This window comes from Bradyrhizobium sp. USDA 376, assembly GCF_054063675.1.
This window is the reverse complement of the sequence record NZ_JBSSGN010000001.1, coordinates 2,571,380-2,591,711: the sequence shown is the minus strand read 5'-3', so window position 1 is coordinate 2,591,711 and position 20,332 is coordinate 2,571,380. Positions and strand designations below refer to the sequence as shown.

Sequence of the window (20,332 nt, the reverse complement as noted above, 5' to 3'; positions counted from 1 at the left end):
CGAGAGGCCTTGCGGAGAACAGCGGTTGGCGCAATCATGCAACTGTCATGATCCGCGGGTTCCGGGGACGGTTTTCGCGGACGCGGTCATGTTGTGCGATGAGGAGGCGCTTCCCATGAGCCTGATGCCGGAGGATGCCGATCCGAGCGGGCAGCGCGCGGCGGTGCGCCCCGCCGCTGCGAACGCGCAGTCGAACCGGGTGACCTTCAACCGGCTCGAGCTGCATCGTATTCTCAATCTCTACGGCCGCATGGTTGCCGACGGCGAGTGGCGTGACTACGCCATCGACTTTCTCAGGGATCGCGCGGTGTTCTCGGTCTATCGCCGCGCCTCGGAAGTGCCGATCTATCGCATCGAGAAGGATCCGCGCCTCGCGCGCAAGCAGGGCATGTACAGCGTGATCTCGGCGACGGGTTTGATCCTGCGCCGCGGCCACGAGCTCGAGCGCGTGCTGCTGGTGATCGATCGCAAGCTGGCTGTGGTGTAGCAGCACGAACGGTGCCGTAGGGTGGGCAAAGGCGCAAAGCGCCGTGCCCACCATTCATTCCCCAATCGCCGAGCAACATGGTGGGCACGCTATTGCTTTGCCCACCCTACGAGACCGAGCTATTTGGCTGGCACCGTGCGCGCGCCCTCGCCGAGGTCGCGCTGCATCATCACCGTATCCAGCCAGCGGCCGAATTTCAGCCCGACATTGGGATGCGTACCGATCATCTTGAAGCCGCCCTTGGTGTGCACGCCGATCGAGCCGGCATTGGCGGAATCGCCGATGACAGCGATCATCTGGCGGAAACCGCGCGCCTCGCATTCGGTGATCAGCCGCTCCAGCAGCTTTGAGCCGACGCCACGGCGGTGGAAGGACGGGTCGAGATAGATCGAGTTCTCCACCGTGAAGCGGTAGGCCGGCCGCGGCCGGTAGGCCCCGGCATAGGCGTATCCGGCGACGCGCCCGTCGAGGATCGCGACGAAATAGGGATAGCCGCCGTCGACCAGCGCGCGGTAGCGGCGCGTCATCTCGGCAAGGTCGGGCGGGTCCAGCTCGAACGTCGCCGTGCCCTCGCGGACGGCCTGCTGGTAGATGGCGGTGATGGCGGGAAGGTCGGCCTCGGTTGTGGGCCTGATTTCAGGTGCGGACATGAGGGGAAGATTAGAGGCTTCCCGCGGGCGCTGGAAGGGGCCTGGGTGCATCCCACATCCTCCGTCATTGCGGGCGGAGCGACCTCCATCTCCTCCGCTGTCATTCCCCGCGAAGGCGGGGAATCCAGTACGCTGCGGCCTCTCGATTCAATCACCGGCGTCACGGAGTACTGGATCGCCCGCCCCAGTGCGCAATTGCGCACAAGGCGGGCGATGACACCGAGTATGTGGCTGCCACCGAGGCCCAAAAACAAAAACCCCGGCCTCTCGGCCGGGGTTCGTGTCGTTCGCTCGGGTCTATCGCTTAGTCGCGCTGGCCGAGGAGCTGCAGGAGCAGCGTGAACAGGTTGATGAAGTTCAGGTACAGCGACAGCGCGCCGGTGATGGCCGCACGCTCTGCGATCTCACCGCCGGCCGAAGCGTAGCCGTAGATGTAGTCGTTCTTCAGCCGCTGCGTATCCCAGGCGGTGAGGCCCGCGAACACCAGCACGCCGACCACCGACACGATGAACTGCAGCATCGAGCTCGCCAGGAACAGGTTCACCAGGCTTGCGATGATGATGCCGATCAGGCCCATGAACAGGAACGAGCCCATGCCGGTCAGATCACGCTTGGTGGTGTAGCCGTAGAGGCTGAGCGCACCGAAGGTCGCCGCGGTGATGAAGAACACCCGCACGATCGAGGTGTGCGTGAACACCAGGAAGATCGACGACAGCGAGATGCCCATCAGCGCCGAGAACACCCAGAACAGGATCTGGGCGGTCGAGGGGGCGAGGCGGTTGATGCCCGCCGAGATCACGAACACCATCGCGAGCGGCGCGAGCATGAACAGCCACTTCAGGGGGCTGACGAACATCGCGTAGCCGAACGGCGTCAGGAACAGCTTGCCGACGCGGACGGCGTCCGCCGTCGGAACGTCGGTCACGGCGGCCATGTAGACGCCGAGCGCGGCAAGGCCCGTGATGGCGAGGCCAATGCTCATGTAGTTGTAGATGCGCAGCATGTATGCGCGCAGGCCGGCATCGACCGTCGCGGCGTCTACACGCCCGGCGGCCCTGCCGAAAGGAGAAGCGTAGTTACGGTCTAGGTCCGACATGGTCGAATTCCCGTTGGTTGGCCGGTCCGGCATGAGGGTCGCCATGCCTCCGGTTCGTCAAACTCTATCTCGGATACCGCTGCCTGCCGACTAAATTTTGGCTAACAATCGGGGCTCCGAACCCATTCGATATGTGGGAAACTAACACATTCGCTGCAACCGTCCACGCGCGGCTGAATGTCGCCCTTGGCTACAATCCAGACGGGCGGACCGTGGTTAATCGCAGGAATCGTGCGATTTCGCTACCGCGCGGCTGCCCGCTACCATTTGTCACAAATTCCGCAACACCGTGGCGGGCTTTTTGTTCAACGCCAGCAGCGTGCCGGCGAGCCCGAGCCCGACCGTGACGATCAGCGCGGCCGCCACCACGCCGGCCGCGCTGCCGGCCTGCCAGACAAAGCTGAGCGTCATCAGCCGCGTCACGATCATCCAGGCCGCGATGCTGCCGGCGATCACGCCGAACACGGCAGTGGCAAGCCCGATCAGGAGGTATTCGAGCGCATAGGCGCCGAGCAGCCGCAGCCGCGTCGCGCCCAGGGTCTTCAGGATCACCGCATCGTAGACCCGGTGACGATGGCCGGCGGCGAGCGCCCCGCCCAGCACCAGGATTGCCGAGATCAGGGTCACGGCGCTGGCGCCGCGGATCGCCAGCGCCAGATTGGTCACGACCGAGCCGACCGTCTCCATCACCTCGCGCACGCGCACGCTCGTCACCATCGGGTAGGCGTCGGCCACCTGCTTGATGATCTTGCCGTCGCCTGCGGCATCGCCGCCCGTTTCCGTCAGCGTCGCGATGTGGGTGTGGGGCGCGCCCCTGAAGGCGTTGGGCGAGAACACCAGGACGAAATTGATGCCCATGCCCTGCCAGTCGATGTTGCGCAGATTGCTGATCTTCGCCGGGATGTCGCGGCCGAGCACGTTGACCACCACCTCGTCGCCGAGCTTGAGGCCGAGCCCGTCGGCGATCTTCTTCTCCATCGAGACCAGCGGCGGGCCCGAATAGTCCGCGCTCCACCACTCGCCCTCGACCACCTTGGACCCCTTCGGCAGCTCGGCGGTATAGGTCAGGCCGCGGTCGCTCTGCAGCACCCATTCGGAATCCGTGGTGGGCTTGAGCTCCTCGGCGCGCACCCCGCGCGCGGCGACGATGCGCCCGCGCAGCATCGGCACGTCCTCGACCTTCGCGCCCGGCGCGATCTGGCGCAGATAGAAGTCGAACTGCTCGGCCTGCGTGCTCGGGATGTCGATGAAGAAGAAGGACGGTGCGCGGTCGGGCAGCGCCGCGAGGAACTGCCGGCGCAGATTGCCGTCGATCTGGGTGATGGTGACGAGCACGGCGAGCCCGAGGCCCAGCGACAGCACGACGGACGGCGTCAGCGCGCCCGGCCGGTGGATGTTGGCGATCGCAAGCCGCAGCATCGGCTGCCGCGTCCGCGGCAGCCGCCGCGCGATTGTCATCAGCAGGGCGGCGATGCCGCGCAGCAGGGCGAACACGACGACGGAGGAGGCCACGAATACGGCGGCAATGCGCTTGTCGAACGACAGCCCGATCACAACCGCGACGAGCAGGGCGATCACGACGCCCATGAACACGAGATAGCCCAGGCGCGGCCGGTGCCATTCGGAGCTGATGGTGTCGCGGAACAGCGCCGCCACCGGCACGTCGTGCACACGCCCGAGCGGCCACAGGCCGAAGGCGAGCGCGGTCAGCAGGCCGTAGACGAAGGACAGCGCGAGCTCGTCGGCATGCACGGCCGGAACCACCGGCAGCGGCAGCAGCTTGCCGAACAGCCCGACGATGGCGAAGGGCATCGCGGCGCCGAGCGCAAGGCCGATCACCGACCCGATCGCGGCCAGCAGGATCACCTGCGCCAGATAGATGCCGAACACGTCCCGGCCGGTGGCGCCGACAGCCTTGAAGGCCGCGATCACCTCGAGCTTGCGGTCGATATGGCTCTTCACCGCGTTGGCGACGCCGACGCCGCCGACCAGCAGAGCGGCGAGGCCGACCAGTGTCAGGAATTGCGTGAAGCGGCTGATGTTGCGCTCCAGCTGCGGCGAGGCATTGGAGCGGCTGCGGATCTCCCAGCCGGCCTGCGGCGCGGCGCTCCGCGCATCCGCGATGAAGGCCTCGGTGGCGCGCTCGCTGTTGGCTGTGTCGGGCAGCTTCACCCGATAGACCCAGCGCACCAGACTGCCGGGCTGGATCAGCCCGGTGGCGCGCAGGCCGGCCTCGCTGATCAAAAAGCGCGGGCCGAAGCCGATGCCGCCGGCGAGCTTGTCGGGCTCGGCCTCGACGGTCGAGCGGATCTGGAAGGTCGCAGATCCAATGGTGACGCGGTCGCCGGCCTTCAGCGAAAGCCGCGCCAGCAGTGTCGGATCGGCGGCGGCGCCGAACGCGCCGTCGCGTTCTGCAAGGATGTCGGACATCGGCAGCGGCGGTGCCAGCGTCAATTGGCCGAGCATCGGATAGGTGCCATCGACCGCCTTCATCTCGACCAGCGCAAGCTTGCCGTCGGCCGAGCGCGCCATGCCGCGCAGGGTCGCGGCGGTCGAGACCGTGCCGCGCGAGCGCAGGAACGCGACCTCCTCGGGCTTGGCTTCGCGCTGGAACAGCACGAAGGAGACGTCGCCGCCGAGCAGCGTGCGGCCTTCGCGGGCGAGCCCGTCGGACAGGCTCGCCGAGACCGAGCCAACGCCGGCGATCGCCATCACGCCGAGCGCGATGCAGGCGATGAAGACGTAGAAGCCGCGCAGGCCGCCGCGCAATTCGCGCAGCGCATAGCGCAGCGACAGCGCGACGGCGTTCGGCTTCGCGAACGGTTCGGCAGCAGCGCTCATGCCGGCGCAGTCTGCGTGTCGATGCGCCCGGAGCGCAGGCGGATGACGCGATCGCAGCGATGCGCCAGCGAGGAATCGTGCGTCACCAGCACCAAGGTCATGCCGCGCTCGGCATGCTTGGTGAAGAGCAGGTCGACGATCTGCTTTCCGGTGGCTTCGTCGAGATTGCCGGTCGGCTCGTCGGCGACGAGGATGGCGGGATCGGGCGCCAGCGCACGGGCCAGCGCAACGCGCTGCTGCTCGCCGCCGGAGAGCTGCGTCGGATAATGATGCAGGCGATCGCCGAGGCCGACCGATTGCAGCTCCTCCGCCGCGCGCTTTGCGGCGTCGGGATTGCCCGCGAGCTCGAGCGGCACGGCGACGTTCTCCAGCGCCGTCATGGTCGGGATCAGATGGAAGGACTGGAAGACGATGCCGACCTGGCGGCCGCGGAAGCGGGCCAGCGCGTCCTCGTCGAGGGCATTGAAAGGCGTGCCATTGACCACCACCTCTCCGCTATCAGGACGCTCCAGCCCCGCCATCACCATCAGCAGCGTGGATTTGCCCGAACCTGACGGGCCGATCAGGCCGATCGTCTCGCCCGGGGCGACGCGCAGACTGATGTCCTTGAGGATGTGAACGCGTGCCGCGCCCGTGCCCAATGAGAGATTGACGTTGGAGATGGCGATGGTGTCCATCGCGGTCGTGGCAAGCGAAGAGGAATAGGTGTCCATGGTCCGGTCATATGGCAACTCCGATAGCGCGGTCGAGAGGCGTTACGGATTGTTCATGCACATAGCCGTGTTGATGTTCGCCTTGATGACGATTGCGAACCCGGCCTGGGCGGACGCGACAAAACCGGTCAAGCTTGTCGTTCTCGGCGATTCCTTGAGCGCCGGCCTCGGCCTCCCGGCCCAGGAGGCATTCCCCCAAAAGCTCCAAAAAGCCTTGCAAGCCAAAGGCATAGCGGTCGACATGACCAATGCCGGGGTGTCCGGCGACACCACCTCCGGCGGCCGCGACCGGCTCGACTGGTCCGTGCCGGACGGAACCGATGGCGTGATCGTCGAGCTCGGCGCCAACGACGCGCTGCGCGGCATCGACCCCGTCCTGACGCGCGCGGCGCTCACCGACATCGTTCAGCGCCTGAAGGCGCGCAAGATTCCAGTCATGCTGTGCGGCATGCTGGCACCGCCGAATTACGGCGCCGAATATGCGGCGCGCTTCAATTCGATTTATCCGGATCTGGCGAAACAATTCGGCCTGCCGCTCTATCCGTTCTTCCTCGAGGGCGTCGCGGCCGACGCCAAGCTCAACCAGGCCGACGGCATCCACCCGACCGCGGCGGGCGTCGACATCATCGTCGGCAACATCATGCCCACGGTGGAGGCATTCCTTGGCACGATAGCTGAGCAACGGCGTTGAAAAGCAGGCAACGCTAACCCTAATTCCCAGGGTTTTCCCGGGGTGGCCCGCGCGATGCTTCGCAGAGTCACACAACTGCGATAGGAATCAGGGTACCGGTGATTCGTCGCCGGCTCTAATTTGGATATGGTCCTCGTTCGAGGGCCGTACCCAAGCATCGGGAGTGCGAAACGATGCCGCGTTTGTTCACTGGTCTGGAAATTCCGGCCGAGATCGGCCAGTCGCTTTCCAACTTGCGGGGCGGCCTTCCCGGCGCCCGGTGGATCGATCCCGAAAATTATCACGTCACCCTGCGCTTCATCGGCGATATCGACGGCGTCTCCGCCAACGAGATCGCCTCGATGCTGTTTCGCGTCGACCGCAAGCCGTTCGAGGTGAAGGTGCAGGGCTTGCAAAGCTTCGGCGGCCGCAAGCCGCGCGCGGTGGTCGCAACGATCGCACCGAGCAGGCCGCTGATGGAATTGCAGGCCGAGCTCGAGCGCATGATGCAGCGGATCGGTCTCGATCCGGAGGGACGCAAATTCATCCCGCACGTCACGCTGGCCCGGCTGCACGACGCCTCCGACCGCGACGTCGCCGACTATCTCTCACTGCGCGGCTACTTCCCGAGCAAGGCCTTCATGGCCGAACGCTTCGTGCTGTTCTCCTCGCGTGCATCGACGGGTGGCGGGCCATACATCGTCGAGGATGCCTACGAGCTGTGTGAGTAGCAGAGCCCGCAAGACGATAGGTCCATTTGGCGCATAGACGCGCAGCGTCTATCGCGGTCAGAGTGGCAATCCGTGTTTGTCATAGACAACAATTTCGTCTGCTGTCTGGTCTGCGACCACAGGCAGTTCGCTCCAGCGCCGGCGGATAGCGGCCATATCGTCCAAGAGAGCAGCCTTGCGGTGCTGATTGTCGATCCGGCTAAGCCGCTCCTCGATGGCTCGCTTCGTTGCGACCACAACTGTCTCGCCGGTAAGTTGCGCCAGCGTCCACGCGAGATGCTCGGTCTCGGGATCCTCGATACTAAGAGCCATGTCAGGAACCTCAAAGTAGCCGCTTAACTCTCTGATATTTCGATCATCCGCCCGCATCCACATAGATGAGGGTAAGCGCATACGCCCCTTGCGCCAATACGGAGTTGCAATTTCCGCCCATCTCTGGCGGTAAGGGGCCATGCTCTCCACCCAAAATTCCTCATTCCGCGAAGCATACCAGGCCGAGATCGCGTCTGGCGCAATCGAGCCGGATGCAGCGCAGGCCGAGGTCGCCGAAGCCTATGCGGCGCTCGACCAGCGGCTCGCAAGCTACAAGCCCGCGCGCAAGCAGGGCCTGCTCAGCCGCCTGTTCAGCAGCAGCGACAAGGACGATGCGCCGCGCGGGCTCTACATTCACGGCGAGGTCGGCCGCGGCAAGACCATGCTGATGGATCTGTTCTTCCAGCACTCCTCGGTCGAGCACAAGCGCCGCGCGCATTTCCATGAATTCATGGCGGATGTGCATGAGCGCATCTACGACTATCGCCAGAGCATCGCGCGCGGCGAGATCGCCGACGCCGACGTCATCGCGCTGACCGCGACCGCGATCTTCGAGGAGAGCTGGCTGCTCTGCTTCGACGAATTCCACGTCACCGACATCGCCGACGCGATGATCCTCGGACGCCTGTTCGCGAAATTGTTCGAGTTCGGCACCGTCGTGGTCGCGACCTCCAACGTCGCGCCCGACGATCTCTACAAGGGCGGCCTCAACCGCTCGCTGTTCCTGCCCTTCATCAAGCAGATCACCGATCACATGGACGTCGCGCGGCTCGACGCGCGCACCGACTTCCGGCTGGAGAAGCTGCAGGGCGTGCCGATGTGGCTGACGCCGGCCGATGGCGATGCGGATGCCGCGCTCGACCGTGCCTGGTCGAAGATGTCGGGCGGGGCCAAATGCAGGTCGCGCGACATCTCGATCAAGGGCCGCATCCTGCACGTGCCGTGCTCGGCCCACGGCGTGGCGCGGTTCTCGTTTGCCGATCTCTGCGAGAAGCCGCTCGGTGCATCCGACTACCTCAGGCTGGCGCACGACTATCACACCATCCTGGTCGACCATATTCCAGTGATGGACTTCTCCCAGCGCAACGCCGCCAAGCGCTTCATCACGCTGATCGACACGCTCTATGACAATGCCGTGAAGCTGATGGCCTCGGCGGACGCCAACCCGATCTCGCTCTACCTCGCCACCGAGGGCAACGAGGCCATGGAGTTCAAGCGGACGGCGTCACGCCTGATCGAAATGAGCTCGGAATCCTATCTGGCGCTGCCTCACGGCCGCAAGGATTCCACCGCGAGCGGCTCCACCAAGGGCCTGGTGGAGACTTAAGTCCTACTCCGCCCGTCATTCCGGGGCGCGCGGAGCGCGAGCCCGGAATCCATACTCCCGATGGTGGTTATGGATTCCGGGCTCGCGACTTCGTCGCGCCCCGGAATGACGGCTTGGGTATGCTGGCCGGGTTCTCAGCAAGCCCGACAAATGGGCATCCGCCGACTTGAACGCGGGAAGCGAAAGGGATAACCACCCATCAGTTTTCCCTCCTTCGGATGTCTAAAGGACAGGTTCACATGGCGCGCGACAAGATTGCTTTGATTGGCTCCGGTCAGATCGGCGGAACGCTGGCTCACCTCATCGGCCTGAAAGAACTGGGCGACGTCGTGATGTTCGACATCGCCGAGGGCGTGCCGCAGGGCAAGGCGCTCGACATCGCGCAGTCCTCGCCGGTCGACGGCTTCGACGCCCACTACACCGGCGCGAACTCCTACGAGGCGCTCGACAACGCCAAGGTCTGCATCGTCACCGCCGGCGTGCCGCGCAAGCCCGGCATGAGCCGCGACGACCTCCTCTCCATCAACCTCAAGGTCATGGAGCAGGTCGGTGCCGGCATCAAGAAGTACGCCCCCGACGCCTTCGTCATCTGCATCACCAACCCGCTCGACGCGATGGTCTGGGCGCTGCAGAAGGCCTCGGGCCTGCCGCACAAGAAGGTCGTCGGCATGGCCGGCGTGCTGGATTCGGCGCGCTTCCGCTACTTCCTGGCCGATGAATTCAACGTCTCCGTTGAAGACGTCACCGCCTTCGTGCTCGGCGGCCACGGCGACACCATGGTGCCGCTGGTGAAGTACTCCACCGTCGCCGGCATCCCGCTGCCCGACCTCGTCAAGATGGGCTGGACCTCGCAGGCGCGCCTCGACGAGATCGTCGACCGCACCCGCAACGGCGGCGCCGAGATCGTCAATTTGCTCAAGACCGGCTCGGCCTTCTACGCCCCGGCCGCGTCCGCGATCGCGATGGCCGAGAGCTATCTGCGTGACAAGAAGCGCGTGCTGCCCTCGGCCGCCTACCTGAACGGCGAGTATGGCGTGAAGGACATGTATGTCGGCGTTCCCGTCGTGATCGGCTCCAAGGGCGTCGAGCGCGTCGTCGAGATCGAGCTCGCCGGCAAGGACCGCGAAGCCTTCGACAAGTCGGTCGGCGCCGTACAGGGCCTGGTCGACGCCTGCAAGAAGATCGCACCCGATCTTCTCGGCCGCTAAGGCGCCAACAATACCCCGCCGAAGATCGAAAAACCGGTCTTCGGCGGTTTCACTTCCGGGGCCCCGCTGCCGGGGCGGGGTTCCGGTTCAGCAGTCCAGAGATCTCGAAGTCAAAGAATCCGGGTTGCAGTTCCTGTGGTATATGGTATGCCAGCCACAAGACTGAGGTGGGCCCAAGAGGTCACCGCCCGCGGGTTCAGGGAGCGACCATATGAATATCCATGAATATCAGGCCAAAGCGCTGCTGGGTGAGTTCGGCGTGCCGATCTCCAAGGGCGTCCCGGTCCTCAAGGCCACTGATGCGGAAGCCGCCGCCAAGGCGCTGCCGGGTCCGGTCTATGTGGTGAAGAGCCAGATCCACGCTGGCGGCCGCGGCAAGGGCAAGTTCAAGGAAGCCTCGGCCGGCGACAAGGGCGGTGTCCGCATCGCCAAGTCGGCCGCGGAAGTCTCCGAGTTCGCCAAGCAGATGCTGGGCGCGACGCTGGTGACCGTGCAGACCGGCCCGGCCGGCAAGCAGGTCAACCGCCTCTACATCGAGGACGGCTCGGACATCGACAAGGAGTTCTATCTCTCGATCCTGGTCGATCGCGAGACCTCGCGCGTCTCCTTCGTCGTCTCGACCGAGGGCGGCGTCAACATCGAGGACGTCGCGCACAACACGCCTGAGAAGATCGTGACCTTCTCGGTCGATCCCGCCACCGGCGTCATGGGCCATCACGGCCGCACGGTTGCGAACGCGCTGAAGCTCTCCGGTGATCTCGCCAAGCAGGCCGAGAAGCTCACCGCGCAGCTCTACGCCGCCTTCGTCGCCAAGGACATGTCGATGCTGGAGATCAACCCGCTGGTCGTGACCAAGCAGGGCCAGCTCCGCGTGCTCGACGCCAAGGTGTCGTTCGACGACAACGCGTTGTTCCGTCATCCCGAGGTGCTCGCGCTGCGCGACGAGACCGAGGAAGACGCCAAGGAGATCGAGGCGTCCAAGTACGACCTCAACTACGTCACGCTCGACGGCAACATCGGCTGCATGGTCAACGGCGCCGGTCTTGCCATGGCGACGATGGACATCATCAAGCTCTACGGCATGGCGCCGGCGAACTTCCTCGACGTCGGCGGCAGCGCCAGCAAGGAGAAGGTCGCGGCCGCGTTCAAGATCATCACTGCCGATCCCAACGTGAAGGGCATCCTGGTCAACATCTTCGGCGGCATCATGAAGTGCGACGTGATCGCCGAGGGCGTCACGGCTGCGGTCCGTGAAGTCGGCCTCAGCGTGCCGCTGGTGGTCCGCCTCGAAGGCACCAATGTCGAGCTCGGCAAGAAGATCATCCGTGAATCCGGACTGAACGTGGTGCCGGCCGACAATCTCGACGACGCCGCGCAGAAGATCGTGAAGGCCGTCAAGGGAGGCTAAGGCCATGACCCAGGACCATCTCGCCGCATCATCTCCGCTCCCCGAGCACACGCGCCTCGCCGTGTTCGCCGGCGAATGGGATGGTGAGGAGATGGTCTTCCCGTCGCGCTGGAACGCGGGCGGGCCGGCCACCTCTCACGTCGTCGCGCGCATGGACCTCAATGGATTCTATCTGATCCAGGATGCGGTCCAGATGCGCGACGGCAAGCAGAGCTTCGCCACCCACGGCCTCTTCACCTTCGACCGCGACGACCGGACCTACAAATTGTTCTGGTACGACTCGCTCGGTTACACGCCGCCCTCGCCCGCCTCCGGCGGGTGGGTCGGCAAGACTCTGACGCTGGTGCGCGGCTCGCTCCGCGGCAATGCGCGCCATGTCTACGAAATCATCAATGAGGATTCCTACTCGTTGAAGATCCAGTTCTCGCCGGACGCGGAAGGCTGGGCTGACGTCCTTACCGGCGTCTACCGCCGCATCCACTGACCCCTTCACTCTGTTAGTTTCGCGAAAGCAGACCTCATGTCCATCCTGATCGACAAGAACACCAAGGTCATCTGCCAGGGCTTCACCGGCAAGAACGGCACCTTCCATTCGGAGGCCGCGATGGCCTACGGCACCAAGATGGTCGGTGGCACCTCGCCGGGCAAAGGCGGCTCGACGCATCTGGGCCTGCCGGTGTTCGACACCGTGCGCGATGCGCGTGAGAGGACCGGCGCCGATGCGTCGGTGATCTACGTGCCGCCGCCGGGCGCGGCGGATGCGATCTGCGAAGCCATCGACGCCGAGATCCCGCTGATCGTCTGCATCACCGAAGGCATTCCGGTCGTGGACATGGTCCGCGTGAAGCGTTCGCTGGCCGGCTCCAAGTCGCGCCTGATCGGGCCGAACTGCCCGGGCGTCATGACTGCCGGCGAGTGCAAGATCGGCATCATGCCCGCCAACATCTTCAAGACCGGCTCGGTCGGCATCGTCTCCCGCTCCGGCACGCTGACCTATGAAGCCGTGTTCCAGACCTCCCAGGAAGGCCTCGGCCAGACCACCGCGGTCGGCATCGGCGGCGACCCGGTCAAGGGCACCGAGTTCATCGACGTGCTGGAGATGCTGCTCGCCGACCCCAAGACCGAATCGATCATCATGATCGGCGAGATCGGCGGTTCCGCCGAGGAGGACGCCGCCCAGTTCCTCAAGGACGAGGCCAAGCGCGGCCGCAAGAAGCCGATGGTCGGCTTCATCGCCGGCGTCACCGCCCCTCCCGGCCGCCGCATGGGTCATGCCGGCGCGATCATCTCCGGCGGCAAGGGCGACGCCGGTTCCAAGACCGAGGCGATGAAATCGGCAGGGATTACAGTGTCTCCGTCGCCCGCCCGCCTCGGGCACACGCTTGCCGAAAAGTTGAAGGGCTAATTCACTTCTTCGTGCTTTTCCGGGCGAAGTTTCGCAGCAAATAGGGTAAAGGGTGCCTGTCGCGCCGAGCCTCTGCCGGGGAGCTCGGCGCCAGCGCCGTTTGTTATGCGCGAACCGAAATCGCCAGGAACTCAAGTATGTCTCGCCAGGACGCGAACGCAGCCTTTGCCCTGTCATCCTTTTTGCAGGGCACCAACGCCACCTACATCGACGAAATCTACGCCCGCTACGAGAAGGACCCGTCCTCGGTCGACGCCGAGTGGCAGGAGTTCTTCAAGAGCCTCAACGACCAGCCCGCCGACGTCCGGAAGAACGCGGAAGGCCCGTCCTGGGAGCGGGACAACTGGCCGCTGACGCCCAAGGATGATCTGACCTCCGCCCTCGACGGCAACTGGGCCGAAGTCGAGAAGGCGGTCGGTGCCAAGATCGCCGCCAAGGCGCAGGCCAAGGGCGCCGAGATCTCCTCCGCCGACGTGCTTCAGGCGACGCGCGACTCGGTCCGCGCCCTGATGCTGATCCGCTCCTACCGCATGCGCGGCCACTTCCACGCCAAGCTCGATCCGCTCGGCATCGAAGCCCAGCGCAACCGCGAAGAGCTCGATCCGCGCACCTACGGCTTCAGCGAAGCGGATTTCGACCGCAAGATCTTCCTCGATCACGTCCTCGGCCTCGAATACGGCAGCTTGCGCGAGATCACCGCGATCTGCGAGCGCACCTACTGCCAGACGCTCGGCGTCGAGTTCATGCATATCAGCAATGCTGCGCAGAAGGCCTGGATCCAGGAGCGGATCGAGGGACCCGATAAGGAGATCTCGTTCACGCGCGAGGGACGTCGCGCCATCCTGACGAAGCTGGTTGAAGCCGAAGGCTTCGAAAAGTTCTGCGACACCAAGTTCACCGGCACCAAGCGCTTCGGCCTCGACGGCGGTGAAGCGCTGATCCCCGCGCTCGAGCAGATCATCAAGCGCGGCGGCAATCTCGGCGTGAAGGAAATCGTGCTCGGCATGCCGCATCGCGGCCGCCTCAACGTGCTGACCCAGGTGTTGGGCAAGGCCCATCGCGCACTGTTCCACGAGTTCAAGGGCGGCTCCGCCAACCCCGACGCGGTCGAAGGCTCCGGCGACGTCAAATACCACCTCGGCGCCTCCTCGGACCGCGAGTTCGACGGCAACCGCATCCATCTGTCGCTCACCGCCAACCCCTCGCATCTCGAGATCGTCGATCCCGTGGTGCTCGGCAAGGTCCGCGCCAAGCAGGACCAGCACGGCGATCCCCCGGACATGCGCATTTCCGTCATGCCGCTCCTGATGCACGGCGACGCCGCGTTCGCCGGACAGGGCGTGGTCGCGGAGTGCTTCGGCCTTTCGGACCTGAAGGGCTACCGCACCGGCGGCTCCGTGCACTTCATCGTCAACAACCAGATCGGCTTCACGACTTATCCGCGCTACTCGCGCTCCTCGCCCTATCCGTCGGATGTGGCGAAGATGATCGACGCGCCGATCTTCCACGTGAACGGCGACGATCCGGAAGCCGTGGTGTTCGCGGCCAAGGTCGCGATCGAGTTCCGGCAGAAGTTCCACAAGCCGGTCGTGATCGACATGTGGTGCTATCGCCGTTACGGCCACAACGAGGGCGATGAGCCCGCGTTCACCCAGCCCGTGATGTACAAGCGGATCGCGGCCCATCCCTCGACCCTCACTCTCTACTCCAAGCGCCTGATCGCCGAAGGCGTGGTCACCGAGGGTGAGGTCGACAAGCTGAAGGCCGACTGGCGCTCGCGGCTCGATGCCGAGTTCGAGGCCGGCACCTCCTACAAGCCGAACAAGGCCGACTGGCTCGACGGCAAGTGGTCCGGCTTCAAGATCGCCGACCAGGAAGAGGATGCGCGGCGCGGCGTCACCGGCGTCGACATCGCCACGCTGAAGGATATCGGCCGCAAGATCACCAAGGTGCCGGACGGCTTCCGCGTTCACCGCACCATCCAGCGTTTCCTCGATAACCGCTCCAAGGCGATCGACACCGGCGCCGGCATCGACTGGGCGACCGGCGAGGCGCTGGCGTTCTGCTCGCTGCTCAACGAAAACCATCACGTCCGCCTGTCCGGACAGGATTCGGAGCGCGGCACCTTCTCGCAGCGCCACTCGGTCCTGATCGACCAGGAAGACGAGAGCCGCTACACGCCGTTCAACCATCTCGGTCACGAGCAGGGCCACTACGAGGTCATCAACTCGCTGCTGTCGGAAGAAGCCGTGCTCGGCTTCGAATACGGCTATTCGCTCGCCGAGCCGAACACGCTGACCCTTTGGGAAGCCCAGTTCGGCGACTTCGCCAACGGCGCGCAGGTCGTGTTCGACCAGTTCATCTCCTCGGGCGAGCGCAAGTGGCTGCGCATGTCCGGCCTCGTCTGCCTGCTGCCGCATGGCTATGAGGGCCAGGGACCGGAGCACTCCTCGGCGCGCCTCGAGCGTTACCTGCAGATGTGCGCGGAAGACAACATGCAGGTGGTCTACCCGACCACGCCGGCGAACTACTTCCACGCGCTGCGCCGGCAGCTGCATCGCGAGATCCGCAAGCCGCTGATCATGATGACGCCGAAGTCGCTGCTGCGCCACAAGCGGGCGGTGTCGCGTCTCGAAGAGCTCGCGAAGGGAACGACCTTCCACCGCATCCTCTATGATGACGCCCAGATGCTGCCGAACGAAGCCGTCAAGCTCGTTCCGGACGAGAAGATCCGCCGCATCGTGCTGTGCTCCGGCAAGGTCTATTACGACCTCTACGAGGAGCGCGAGAAGCGCGGCATCGACGACATCTATCTGATGCGCGTCGAGCAGCTCTATCCGGTGCCGCTCAAGGCGCTGGTGGCCGAGCTGTCGCGCTTCAAGAAGGCCGAGATGGTGTGGTGCCAGGAAGAGCCCCGCAACATGGGTGCCTGGCATTTCATCGAGCCCTATCTGGAATGGGTGCTGAACCAGGTGAACGGCGTGAGCCGGCGTCCGCGTTATGTCGGCCGCGCCGCTTCCGCCGCGACCGCCACGGGCCTGATGTCCAAGCATCAGGCTCAGCTGAAAGCGTTCCTGGACGAAGCACTGAGCTGAGAAGTTTTTTTAGGACTCTGTCATGCCCCGCGAAGGCGGGGCATCCAGTATTCCGCGGCGTTCGTTCTGATCACGAAGGTCACGGCGTACTGGATTGCCCGCCTTCGCGGGCAATGACGTATGAAATTCATGACCGCACTGGCGATCCCTTAAGGAAGAGACCATGACTGAAATTCGTGTGCCGACGCTCGGCGAATCCGTCACCGAGGCCACCATCGGCCGCTGGTTCAAGAAGGCCGGCGATCCCGTCGCCGTCGACGAGCCCTTGGTGGAGCTCGAGACCGACAAGGTCACCATCGAGGTCCCCGCGCCCTCCGCGGGGACGCTGAGCGAGATCATCGCCGCCGATGGCGCGACCGTTGCGGTCGGCGCGCTGCTCGGCCAGATCACCGACGGCGCCGGCGCTGCCAAGCCCGCCGCTGCGCCCGCCAAGGCTGCTGCTCCTGCTGCCGCCGCTGCTCCCGCGCCGGCTCCGGCTGCGCCGAAGGCGCCGCCGGCCGATGCGCCGCTCGCCCCGTCCGTGCGCAAGCTGTCGGCCGAGACCGGCATCGACGCCTCGACCGTTCCGGGCTCCGGCAAGGACGGCCGCGTCACCAAGGGCGACATGTTAGCTGCGATCGAGCGCGCCGCGTCCGCGCCGACCCCCGTCAACCAGCCCGCCGCCGCCGTCCAGGTTCGTGCGCCGTCGCCGGCCGATGACGCCGCCCGCGAAGAGCGCGTCAAGATGACCCGCCTGCGCCAGACCATCGCGCGCCGCCTCAAGGACGTGCAGAACACCGCGGCCATGCTCACGACCTTCAACGAGGTCGACATGACCAACGTCATGGCGCTGCGTGCGCACTACAAGGACGCGTTCGAGAAGAAGCACGGCGCCAAGCTCGGCTTCATGGGCTTCTTCACCAAGGCCGTCGTGCAGGCGCTGAAGGACATCCCGGCCGTCAACGCCGAGATCGACGGCAGCGACCTGATCTACAAGAACTACTATCACATCGGCGTCGCCGTCGGCACCGACAAGGGCCTCGTCGTGCCCGTGGTGCGCGACTGCGACCACAAGTCGATCTCCGACATCGAGAAGGGCATCGCCGATTTCGGCCGCCGCGCCCGTGACGGCCAGCTCAAGATCGACGAAATGCAGGGCGGCACCTTCACCATCACCAATGGCGGCATCTACGGCTCGCTGATGTCGACCCCGATCCTGAACGCGCCGCAGTCCGGCATCCTCGGCATGCACAAGATCCAGGAGCGGCCGATGGTCGTCGGCGGCAAGATCGAGGTCCGCCCGATGATGTATCTGGCGCTGTCCTACGATCACCGCGTGATCGACGGCAAGGAAGCCGTCACCTTCCTGGTCCGCGTCAAGGAGAGCCTGGAAGATCCGGCGCGTCTGGTGCTCGATCTCTGATCCCCGATGCTCTGCGAGCGCCGTCGCCATTCGCGACGGCGCATGTCGAACCATGGAGGCGCGCATGACGGATAAGGTCGTTGTCATCACCGGCGGCAGCCGCGGCATCGGGCGGGCGACCGCGATCGCGGCGGCCGCGCGCGGCTTCCGCGTCGTCGTCGGCTATGCCAGCAACAAGACCGCCGCCGACGAAGTCGTCGCGCAGATCGAGGCCAGCAACGGCAAGGCCATCGCGGTGAAATGCGACGTCGCCGAGGAAAGCGACATCCTCGCGCTATTCAGGGAAGCCGACAAGTTCGGCACCCTCGGCGCGCTCGTCAACAATGGCGGCATCGTCGGCAAGAGCGGCGTGCGCGTCGACGAGATGTCGGCCGAGCGCATCCAGCGCGTGATGGCGGTCAACGTCACCGGCTCGATCCTCTGCGCGCGAGAAGCCGTGAAGCGGATGTCGACCAAGCATGGCGGCAAGGGCGGCGTCATCGTCAATTTGTCCTCGGTCGCAGCCCGTCTCGGCGCACCCAACACCTATGTCGACTATGCCGCGTCCAAGGGCGCGGTCGATTCCTTCACCGTCGGCCTCGGCTATGAGGTTGCGAACGAAGGCATCCGCGTCGCCGCGATCCGTCCCGGCCTGATCGACACCGAAATCCACGCCGCCGGCGGCGAGCCCGACCGCGCCCATCGTCTGGCCCATATGGTGCCGATGAAGCGCGTCGGCACCGCCGACGAAATCGCCAATGCCATCGTCTGGCTGCTGTCGGACGAGGCTTCCTACGTCACCTCAGCCATTCTCGATGTGTCCGGCGGACGCTGACGCGCCGCGCGGACGCTGACACATCTCCTCACGCTAAACCTACGGGACTTTCTCTCATGGCTACCTACGATCTCGTCGTCATCGGCACCGGACCGGGCGGTTATGTCTGCGCAGTGCGCGCTAGCCAGCTTGGCATGAAAGTCGCCGTGGTCGAAAAGAATCCCACGCTGGGCGGCACCTGCCTCAATGTCGGCTGCATGCCGTCCAAGGCGCTGCTGCATGCGTCCGAGATGTTCGAGGAAGCCGGGCACTCCTTCGCCAAGATGGGCGTGTCGGTCTCCTCGCCGAAGCTCGATCTTCCCGCGATGATGAACTTCAAGCAGCAGGGCATCGACGGCAACGTCAAGGGCGTCGAGTTCCTGATGAAGAAGAACAAGATCGACGTGCTCAAGGGCACCGGCAAGATCCTCGGGACCGGCAAGGTCGAAGTCTCCGCCGACGGCAAGTCGCAGGTCGTCGAGACCAGGAACATCGTGATCGCCACCGGCTCCGACATCGCGCGCCTGAAGGGCATCGAGATCGACGAGAAGCGCATCGTGTCCTCGACCGGCGCGCTGTCGCTGGAGAAGGTGCCCGGCAGATTGCTGGTCATTGGTGCCGGCGTGATCGGGCTCGAACTTGGCTCGGTGTGGCGCCGGCTTGGATCCGAAGTCATGGTGGTCGAATTCCTCGATCGCATTCTGCCCGGCATGGACGGCGAGGTCGCGCGGCAATTCCAGCGGATGCTTGAAAAGCAGGGATTTGCATTCAAGCTGGGTTCGAAGGTCACCGGCGTCGAAGCGAACAGCAAGACATTGCTCGCGAAAATCGAACCGGCTGCCGGCGGAGCCGCCGAGACCATCGAGGCCGATGTCGTTCTGGTCTGCATCGGCCGCACGCCCTACACGGACGGGCTGGGCTTGAAGGAAGCCGGCGTTGCACTCGACCCGCGCGGCCGCGTCCAGATCGACCCACATTTCGCCACCAGCCTGAAGGGCGTCTATGCCATCGGCGACGTCGTCGCCGGCCCGATGCTCGCGCACAAGGCCGAGGATGAGGGTGTTGCGGTCGCGGAGATCATCGCCGGCCAGGCCGGCCACGTGAATTACGATGTGATCCCGGGCGTCGTGTATACCACGCCGGAAGTGTCCTCCGTCGGCAAGACCGAGGAGGAGCTGAAGCAGGCGGGCACAGCTTATACCGTCGGGAAGTTTCCCTTTACCGCCAACGGCCGCTCCAAGGTCAACCAGACCACCGACGGCTTTGTGAAGATTCTCGCAGATGCGAAGACCGATCGCGTGCTCGGCGTGCACATTATCGGCATTGAGGCCGGCGAAATGATCCATGAAGCCTGCGTTCTCATGGAGTTTGGTGGCAGTGCGGAAGATCTCGCGCGCACCTGCCACGCCCATCCGACCCGCTCGGAGGCCGTCAAGGAAGCCGCGCTTGCAGTCGGCAAGCGGGCCATCCATATGTAGGCTCGCGCCCAGCGACGAATCGGGCGGGAAACACATGCTGCGCCGCCTTTTGCAACCGGTCTGGGTCCTGCTTGCGATCGTCTTCCTGATCGAAGCGTGGCTGTGGGACCACCTCGAACCGATCGTCGCGCGGGTTGTCGCAGCCATCCCGCTCGCACGTTTCAAGCAATGGCTGACGGAGCGCGTCGACGCGCTGTCGCCGGCCATGACGCTGATCGTGTTCGCGGTCCCCATCATTCCGCTGTTTCCGCTCAAGCTGGTCGGCCTGTGGCTGCTGACGCATGAGTACTGGACCAGCGCGGTCTTCACGATCGTTTTCGCAAAGCTCGCCGGCGTCGGCGTCACCGCCTTCGTCTTCGACGTCACGCGCGACAAGCTTTTGGAGATGCCCTGGTTCGAGCGGATCTACGATCTCGTGATGAAGGTGCGCGCCAAGGCGCACCTGTTGGTCGACCCGATCAAGCGGCGCATCCGCGAGCTGATCGCCGGCAACGGCGAAGGCTGGTCCGCCCGCACGCTGCGTCTGATCCAGCGCTTCCGCAAGAGCGTGCACCAGGCGCGGTAGCTGCCCGCGCAATCAGTCTTTCACCGTCACCCTGAGGTGGCCGCGTCTTCAGCGGCCCTCGAAGGGCGACGGCCCGGCTGCATCTCGGCCGTTCATCCTTCGAGGCTTCAAGCGCAGTGCTGATGCACTGCGCTTTTCGCACCTCAGGATG

The 20,332-nt window shown here is 65.0% G+C and carries 18 protein-coding genes; 13 read left to right on the top strand and 5 right to left on the bottom strand.

Going from position 1 to position 20,332, the window contains the following annotated elements:
- Positions 1 to 115 precede the first annotated feature (115 nt).
- Positions 116 to 487 carry a DUF2794 domain-containing protein gene (locus ACVJ19_RS12185; RefSeq protein ID WP_453948926.1) on the top strand — a complete coding sequence of 124 codons (372 nt, stop codon included), beginning with the start codon at positions 116 to 118 and terminating at the stop codon, positions 485 to 487.
- 119 nt (positions 488 to 606) lie between these two features.
- On the opposite strand, the gene ACVJ19_RS12180 is transcribed toward ACVJ19_RS12185, so the two are convergent.
- From ACVJ19_RS12180 to ACVJ19_RS12165, 4 genes are all read right to left on the bottom strand, one after another.
- Entirely contained in the window at positions 607 to 1,137 is a 531-nt protein-coding gene (locus tag ACVJ19_RS12180) for an N-acetyltransferase family protein (RefSeq protein ID WP_453948927.1), read from the bottom strand.
- A 304-nt stretch (positions 1,138 to 1,441) separates the two neighbouring features.
- Positions 1,442 to 2,233 carry a Bax inhibitor-1/YccA family protein gene (locus ACVJ19_RS12175; protein ID WP_453948928.1) on the bottom strand — a complete coding sequence of 264 codons (792 nt, stop codon included), beginning with the start codon at positions 2,231 to 2,233 and terminating at the stop codon, positions 1,442 to 1,444.
- A gap of 270 nt (positions 2,234 to 2,503) precedes the next feature.
- Positions 2,504 to 5,074 (bottom strand): ABC transporter permease, encoded by a 2,571-nt coding sequence (locus ACVJ19_RS12170; RefSeq protein WP_453948929.1) that lies wholly within the window; start codon positions 5,072 to 5,074, stop codon positions 2,504 to 2,506.
- Positions 5,071 to 5,787 (bottom strand): ABC transporter ATP-binding protein, encoded by a 717-nt coding sequence (locus ACVJ19_RS12165; protein ID WP_453948930.1) that lies wholly within the window; start codon positions 5,785 to 5,787, stop codon positions 5,071 to 5,073. The genes ACVJ19_RS12170 and ACVJ19_RS12165 overlap by 4 nt, the downstream gene beginning before the upstream one ends.
- Positions 5,788 to 5,842: 55 nt before the next feature.
- Between ACVJ19_RS12165 and ACVJ19_RS12160 the strand changes: the two genes are divergently transcribed.
- On the top strand, positions 5,843 to 6,478 hold the full coding sequence (locus ACVJ19_RS12160; RefSeq protein WP_453955104.1) for an arylesterase: 636 nt from the start codon (positions 5,843 to 5,845) through the stop codon (positions 6,476 to 6,478).
- A gap of 173 nt (positions 6,479 to 6,651) precedes the next feature.
- Positions 6,652 to 7,188 carry an RNA 2',3'-cyclic phosphodiesterase gene (gene thpR, locus ACVJ19_RS12155; protein WP_453948931.1) on the top strand — a complete coding sequence of 179 codons (537 nt, stop codon included), beginning with the start codon at positions 6,652 to 6,654 and terminating at the stop codon, positions 7,186 to 7,188.
- Positions 7,189 to 7,245: 57 nt separating this feature from the next.
- Here the strand turns inward: thpR and ACVJ19_RS12150 are convergent, their stop codons facing one another.
- Positions 7,246 to 7,500 carry a type II toxin-antitoxin system VapB family antitoxin gene (locus tag ACVJ19_RS12150; protein ID WP_453955105.1) on the bottom strand — a complete coding sequence of 85 codons (255 nt, stop codon included), beginning with the start codon at positions 7,498 to 7,500 and terminating at the stop codon, positions 7,246 to 7,248.
- Between the two features lie 139 nt (positions 7,501 to 7,639).
- On the opposite strand from ACVJ19_RS12150, the gene zapE reads away from it, so the two are divergent.
- The 10 genes from zapE to ACVJ19_RS12100 all read left to right on the top strand — a co-directional run bounded on the left by zapE (position 7,640) and on the right by ACVJ19_RS12100 (position 20,181).
- Positions 7,640 to 8,827 carry a cell division protein ZapE gene (gene zapE / locus ACVJ19_RS12145; RefSeq protein WP_453948932.1) on the top strand — a complete coding sequence of 396 codons (1,188 nt, stop codon included), beginning with the start codon at positions 7,640 to 7,642 and terminating at the stop codon, positions 8,825 to 8,827.
- A 239-nt stretch (positions 8,828 to 9,066) separates the two neighbouring features.
- The gene (gene mdh, locus ACVJ19_RS12140; RefSeq protein ID WP_008145224.1) at positions 9,067 to 10,035 is read left to right on the top strand and encodes a malate dehydrogenase; all 969 of its coding nucleotides are present in this window, start codon (positions 9,067 to 9,069) and stop codon (positions 10,033 to 10,035) included.
- A gap of 211 nt (positions 10,036 to 10,246) precedes the next feature.
- On the top strand, positions 10,247 to 11,443 hold the full coding sequence (sucC, locus tag ACVJ19_RS12135; protein WP_453948933.1) for an ADP-forming succinate--CoA ligase subunit beta: 1,197 nt from the start codon (positions 10,247 to 10,249) through the stop codon (positions 11,441 to 11,443).
- Between the two features lie 4 nt (positions 11,444 to 11,447).
- A complete protein-coding gene (locus ACVJ19_RS12130; protein WP_453948934.1) occupies positions 11,448 to 11,927 on the top strand; it encodes a DUF1579 family protein in 480 nt (159 codons plus the stop codon).
- A gap of 36 nt (positions 11,928 to 11,963) precedes the next feature.
- Positions 11,964 to 12,848 (top strand): succinate--CoA ligase subunit alpha, encoded by an 885-nt coding sequence (gene sucD, locus ACVJ19_RS12125; protein ID WP_453948935.1) that lies wholly within the window; start codon positions 11,964 to 11,966, stop codon positions 12,846 to 12,848.
- Positions 12,849 to 12,985: 137 nt separating this feature from the next.
- A complete protein-coding gene (locus tag ACVJ19_RS12120) occupies positions 12,986 to 15,943 on the top strand; it encodes a 2-oxoglutarate dehydrogenase E1 component (RefSeq protein WP_453948936.1) in 2,958 nt (985 codons plus the stop codon).
- A gap of 163 nt (positions 15,944 to 16,106) precedes the next feature.
- Entirely contained in the window at positions 16,107 to 17,345 is a 1,239-nt protein-coding gene (gene odhB / locus ACVJ19_RS12115) for a 2-oxoglutarate dehydrogenase complex dihydrolipoyllysine-residue succinyltransferase (protein WP_453948937.1), read from the top strand.
- A 64-nt stretch (positions 17,346 to 17,409) separates the two neighbouring features.
- Positions 17,410 to 18,159 carry an SDR family oxidoreductase gene (locus ACVJ19_RS12110; protein ID WP_453948938.1) on the top strand — a complete coding sequence of 250 codons (750 nt, stop codon included), beginning with the start codon at positions 17,410 to 17,412 and terminating at the stop codon, positions 18,157 to 18,159.
- Between the two features lie 56 nt (positions 18,160 to 18,215).
- A complete protein-coding gene (gene lpdA / locus ACVJ19_RS12105; RefSeq protein ID WP_453948939.1) occupies positions 18,216 to 19,616 on the top strand; it encodes a dihydrolipoyl dehydrogenase in 1,401 nt (466 codons plus the stop codon).
- Between the two features lie 34 nt (positions 19,617 to 19,650).
- Positions 19,651 to 20,181: a hypothetical protein gene (locus ACVJ19_RS12100; RefSeq protein ID WP_453948940.1), complete on the top strand. Its 531-nt coding sequence runs from the start codon at positions 19,651 to 19,653 to the stop codon at positions 20,179 to 20,181.
- The last annotated feature ends 151 nt before the right edge of the window (positions 20,182 to 20,332 follow it).

Bases quoted from the DNA above. Each gene is read 5' to 3' on its own strand.
- ACVJ19_RS12165 (WP_453948930.1), bottom strand. From the start codon at position 5,787: ATGGACACCTATTCCTCTTCGCTTGCCACGACCGCGATGGACACCATC.
- ACVJ19_RS12170 (WP_453948929.1), bottom strand. From the start codon at position 5,074: ATGAGCGCTGCTGCCGAACCGTTCGCGAAGCCGAACGCCGTCGCGCTG.
- ACVJ19_RS12120 (WP_453948936.1), top strand. From the start codon at position 12,986: ATGTCTCGCCAGGACGCGAACGCAGCCTTTGCCCTGTCATCCTTTTTG.
- ACVJ19_RS12180 (WP_453948927.1), bottom strand. From the start codon at position 1,137: ATGTCCGCACCTGAAATCAGGCCCACAACCGAGGCCGACCTTCCCGCC.
- ACVJ19_RS12130 (WP_453948934.1), top strand. From the start codon at position 11,448: ATGACCCAGGACCATCTCGCCGCATCATCTCCGCTCCCCGAGCACACG.
- ACVJ19_RS12110 (WP_453948938.1), top strand. From the start codon at position 17,410: ATGACGGATAAGGTCGTTGTCATCACCGGCGGCAGCCGCGGCATCGGG.
- ACVJ19_RS12175 (WP_453948928.1), bottom strand. From the start codon at position 2,233: ATGTCGGACCTAGACCGTAACTACGCTTCTCCTTTCGGCAGGGCCGCC.
- sucD (WP_453948935.1), top strand. From the start codon at position 11,964: ATGTCCATCCTGATCGACAAGAACACCAAGGTCATCTGCCAGGGCTTC.
- zapE (WP_453948932.1), top strand. From the start codon at position 7,640: ATGCTCTCCACCCAAAATTCCTCATTCCGCGAAGCATACCAGGCCGAG.
- lpdA (WP_453948939.1), top strand. From the start codon at position 18,216: ATGGCTACCTACGATCTCGTCGTCATCGGCACCGGACCGGGCGGTTAT.
- ACVJ19_RS12100 (WP_453948940.1), top strand. From the start codon at position 19,651: ATGCTGCGCCGCCTTTTGCAACCGGTCTGGGTCCTGCTTGCGATCGTC.
- odhB (WP_453948937.1), top strand. From the start codon at position 16,107: ATGACTGAAATTCGTGTGCCGACGCTCGGCGAATCCGTCACCGAGGCC.
- ACVJ19_RS12160 (WP_453955104.1), top strand. From the start codon at position 5,843: ATGCACATAGCCGTGTTGATGTTCGCCTTGATGACGATTGCGAACCCG.
- ACVJ19_RS12185 (WP_453948926.1), top strand. From the start codon at position 116: ATGAGCCTGATGCCGGAGGATGCCGATCCGAGCGGGCAGCGCGCGGCG.
- mdh (WP_008145224.1), top strand. From the start codon at position 9,067: ATGGCGCGCGACAAGATTGCTTTGATTGGCTCCGGTCAGATCGGCGGA.
- sucC (WP_453948933.1), top strand. From the start codon at position 10,247: ATGAATATCCATGAATATCAGGCCAAAGCGCTGCTGGGTGAGTTCGGC.
- thpR (WP_453948931.1), top strand. From the start codon at position 6,652: ATGCCGCGTTTGTTCACTGGTCTGGAAATTCCGGCCGAGATCGGCCAG.
- ACVJ19_RS12150 (WP_453955105.1), bottom strand. From the start codon at position 7,500: ATGGCTCTTAGTATCGAGGATCCCGAGACCGAGCATCTCGCGTGGACG.